Source organism: Stenotrophomonas sp. GD03777 (genome assembly GCF_029842485.1).
GTDB lineage: Bacteria > Pseudomonadota > Gammaproteobacteria > Xanthomonadales > Xanthomonadaceae > Stenotrophomonas > Stenotrophomonas sepilia.
The window spans coordinates 1-4,345 of record NZ_JAOCGL010000179.1; the positions used below are offsets into that span (position 1 = coordinate 1).

General features: G+C 65.2%; 3 protein-coding genes. 1 reads left to right on the forward strand and 2 read right to left on the reverse strand.

What is annotated here, in order from left to right:
• A partial coding sequence (locus tag N5E02_RS20250) for a mechanosensitive ion channel domain-containing protein (protein ID WP_279946678.1) occupies window positions 1-870 on the reverse strand: 870 nt, incomplete at its 3' end.
• Window positions 871-1,015: 145 nt separating this feature from the next.
• Window positions 1,016-3,394 carry a phosphoenolpyruvate synthase gene (gene ppsA / locus N5E02_RS20255; RefSeq protein WP_279946679.1) on the reverse strand — a complete coding sequence of 793 codons (2,379 nt, stop codon included), beginning with the start codon at window positions 3,392-3,394 and terminating at the stop codon, window positions 1,016-1,018.
• A gap of 144 nt (window positions 3,395-3,538) precedes the next feature.
• Here ppsA and N5E02_RS20260 point away from each other — a divergent pair.
• Window positions 3,539-4,345 (forward strand): kinase/pyrophosphorylase (locus tag N5E02_RS20260; protein ID WP_279946680.1); only part of this gene is annotated, 807 nt, incomplete at its 3' end.

The window sequence follows — 4,345 nt, forward strand, 5'->3', positions numbered from 1 at the left end:
CTCGACCACGCCGCCATCCTTGCCATGCAGGTAAAGGTGCATGTCCTGCTGCGGATACGGGATGTTGATGCCGGCTTTGTCGAAGCCCAGCTTGAGCTGCTCCAGCAGCGTGACCTTGGTGCCGAACCAGTCGGCCGACTTCACGTAGCAGCGGATGCCGAGGTTGATCGCGTGCGCCCCCAACTCGTACACCACCACGTCCGGTGCCGGCGTCTGCAGCACGCGCGAGTCGGCCTTCATCAACGCCAGCGCGGTATCGCGCGCCAGCTGGATGTTGTCTTCATAGCCGATGCCGATCACCAGTTCGACGCGGCGGGTCGGTTCGGCGGTGAGGTTGATGATCGGTGCAGCGGTGATCAACGTGTTCGGAATGGTGGTGTGCTGGTTGTCGGCACCGGTGATGACGGTCTGGAAAATGCGCACTTCGCGCACCGTGCCGGTCTGTCCGGCAACGGTGACTACGTCGCCGACGCGGAACGGCCGCAGTGTCACCAGCATCACGCCCGAGGCGATGTTGGACAGCGAATCCTTCAGGGCAAGGCCAACGGCCAGGCCGGCGGTGCCGAGCACGGCCAGCAGCGGCGTGATCTGCACGCCCAGCGTGCCGATGGCCAGCACCACCACGATCACCAGCGATGCGGCGTACACCACGTTGCGCAGGAAGCTGCCCAGCATCGGGTCCACGCCCATGCGCGCTGTGGCGCGCGGCATCGCGTTGGACAGGCGACGCGCCACCCACAGGCCCACCAGCAGCACCACGATGGCGGCCAGTAACGGCACACCGTAGGTTTCCAGCAGGCGCTCCCAGTTGAGCGAGTGGAACCAGGGCGTTGCGGCGGGGGCGGGGGTGGGAGGTGCGGCGGCGATCATGCGGAAGTCCTTTGCTGCGTAGCGATGTCTGCGTGGGGCCGGGCGTGCGTGGACGCCAGAAACAGCAAGCCCCGCAGAGGCGGGGCTTGCGTGCAGCAGCAGTATGGGCGGACGTCGATGAAAGCGACGTCAGCCCATCACGGCATCAGCCGTTGGCCTTCAGCTTGGCCAGGCGCAGCCAGGTATCCACCACGGTGTCCGGGTTCAGCGACACCGACTCGATGCCTTCCTGCATCAGCCATTCGGCCAGATCCGGGTGATCGGACGGGCCCTGGCCGCAGATGCCAACGTACTTGCCCTTGGCACGTGCCGACTTGATCGCCATCGACAGCAGTTTTTTCACCGCCGGGTTACGTTCGTCGAACAGGTGCGCGACGATCGACGAGTCGCGGTCCAGGCCCAGGCTCAGCTGGGTCAGGTCGTTGGAGCCGATCGAGAAGCCGTCGAAGATCTCCAGGAACTCATCGGCGAGCAGTGCGTTGGACGGCACTTCGCACATCATGATGATCTTCAGGCCGTTCTCGCCCTGCTTCAGGCCGTTCTGTTCCAGCACCTCGATGACCTTGCGGCCTTCTTCCAGGGTGCGCACGAACGGAATCATGACCCACAGGTTGTCCAGGCCCATTTCGTTGCGCACGCGCAGCACGGCCTTGCACTCCAGCGCGAAGGCGGCCGAGAAGCTCGGGTCGACGTAACGGCTGGCGCCGCGGAAGCCGATCATCGGGTTCTCTTCGTGTGGCTCGTAGTTGCTGCCGCCGATCAGGTTGGCGTACTCGTTGGACTTGAAGTCCGACAGGCGCACGATCACGGCGTTCGGGGCGACCGAGGCGGTGAGGGTGGCGATGCCTTCGGTCAGGCGGTCGACGTAGAAGCTGACCGGATCACCGTAGCCGGCGATCTTCTCGTCGATCTTCTTCTTGGTAGCGGCGTCCTGGCGGTCGTATTCCAGCAGCGCATTCGGATGGATGCCGATGTGGCTGGCGATGATCATTTCCAGGCGGGCCAGGCCGATGCCGGCGTTCGGCAGCTGGCCGAAGTCGAAGGCACGTTCCGGGTTGGCCACGTTCATCATGATCTTCAGCGGCGCCGGCGGCATGTTGCCCAGATCGGTGGTGGTGCGTTCAAAGCCGAGCTTGCCTTCGTAGATGAAGCCGGTATCGCCTTCAGCGCAGCTGACGGTGACCAGCTGGCCATCTTCGATGACCTGGGTCGCGTTGCCCGAACCAACCACGGCCGGCACGCCCAGCTCGCGCGCGATGATCGCGGCGTGGCAGGTGCGGCCACCGCGGTTGGTGACGATGGCCGAGGCGCGCTTCATCACCGGTTCCCAATCGGGATCGGTCATGTCGGCGATCAGCACGTCGCCCGGCTGCACGCGGTTCATGTCGTCCAGCGTCTTCACCACGCGGGCTACGCCCGAACCGATCTTGGCGCCGACGGCACGGCCCTCGGCCAGCACCCTGCCGCCCTTCTCGGTCAGCGCGAAGCGCTCGATCTGGGTGGCGTGGCTGCGCGACTTCACCGTTTCCGGGCGCGCCTGCACGATGAACAGCTTGCCGCTGACACCGTCCTTGGCCCACTCGATGTCCATCGGGCGGCCGTAGTGCTTTTCGATGACCAGCGCCTGCTTGGCCAGTTCCTGCACGTCCTCGTCGCTGATCGAGAAGGTGGTGCGCAGTTCGGCCGGCGTGTCTTCGATACGGACGCGCTCACCGGGGACATCCGAATACACCATGCGGATCGCCTTGCTGCCGAGCGAGCGGCGCAGGATCGCCGGCTTGCCGGCCTGCAGGGTGGGCTTGTAGACGTAGTATTCGTCCGGATTGACCGCGCCCTGCACGACCATCTCGCCCAGGCCGAACGAGGAGGTGACGAACACCACGTCGCGGAAGCCGGACTCGGTGTCCAGGGTGAACAGCACACCGGAGGAACCGACGCCCGAACGCACCATCAGCTGCACGCCGGCGGACAGGAACACGTCCTCATGCTTGAAGCCGTGGTGCACGCGGTAGGCGATGGCGCGGTCGTTGTACAGCGAGGCGAACACTTCCTTGACCTTGTGCACGACGTCGTCGGCACCGGTCACGTTGAGGAAGGTTTCCTGCTGGCCGGCGAAGGACGCATCCGGCAGATCCTCGGCAGTGGCAGACGAACGCACGGCCACGGCCACGTCGCCGCCGCCATTCTCGGCGCTCAGCTTGGCGTAGGCGGTGCGGATGTCCTGGTCCAGCTGCGGCTGCAGCGGGGCGTCGATTACCCAGCCGCGGATTTCCTTGCCGGCGGCGGTCAGCGCGTTGACGTCCTCGACGTCCAGCGTGGCCAGCCTGTCGAAGATGCGCTTGGACAGGTCGTTGTGCGCGATGAAGTCCTTGAAGGCTTCAGCGGTGGTGGCATAACCGCCCGGCACCGAAACGCCCAGACCGGCCAGGTTGCCGATCATCTCGCCCAGGGACGAATTCTTGCCGCCTACGCGGGCCAGATCGGCCAGACGCAGTTCGTGCAACCACAGGATGTTCTCGTTCAAGCGCGATGCTCCGTTTGGCCATCGCCCGAGGCGGGCTGAGTGGCCGCGTCCGTAGGAAGAAGCCGATATGATGCCGGGCAGAGCACCGTCGGCACAAGCTTGTGCTGGCGGCCTTTTTAAGCTTCGTAGGGGGTAAAAGCGCGCATGTCGACCATCCGTCCGGTGTTCTACGTTTCCGATGGAACCGGTATCACCGCTGAAACCATTGGGCATAGCCTGCTGACCCAGTTCTCCGGGTTCAGCTTCATTACCGATCGGATGTCGTTTGTCGACGACCCTGAAAAAGCGCGTGAAGCCTGCGCCCGGATCCAGGCGGCGGGGGAGCGGTACCAGGTCCGGCCGATCGTGGTGAACTCCTGCGTGGACCAGAGCCTGAGCCTGATCCTGGCCGACAGCGGTGCCCTGATGCTGGATGTGTTCGCGCCGTTCATCGAGCCGCTGGAGCGCGAACTGGCCAGCCCGCGCCTGGCCCGGGTCGGACAGGCCCACGGCATGGTCGATTTCGACACGTACCACCGCCGCATCAACGCGATGAACTTCGCCCTGACCCATGACGACGGCATCGCAGTGAACTATGACGATGCCGACGTGATCCTGGTGGCGGTGTCGCGCGCCGGCAAGACGCCCACCTGCATCTACCTGGCCCTGCATTACGGGGTGCGCGCGGCCAACTACCCGCTGACCGACGAAGACCTGGAAAGCGACCGCCTGCCGCCGCGCCTGCGCAACTACCGGCGCAAGCTGTTCGGGTTGACCATCGATCCGGACCGCCTGCAGCAGATCCGCCAGGAGCGCCGCCCGAACTCGCGCTACGCCAACCTGGACACCTGCAAGCGCGAGGTGGCCGCGGCCGAGACCATGTTCCGCATGGAGCGGATCCCGACCCTGAGCACCACCCACACCTCGATCGAGGAGATTTCCAGCAAGGTGCTGGCCACATTGGGGCTGCAG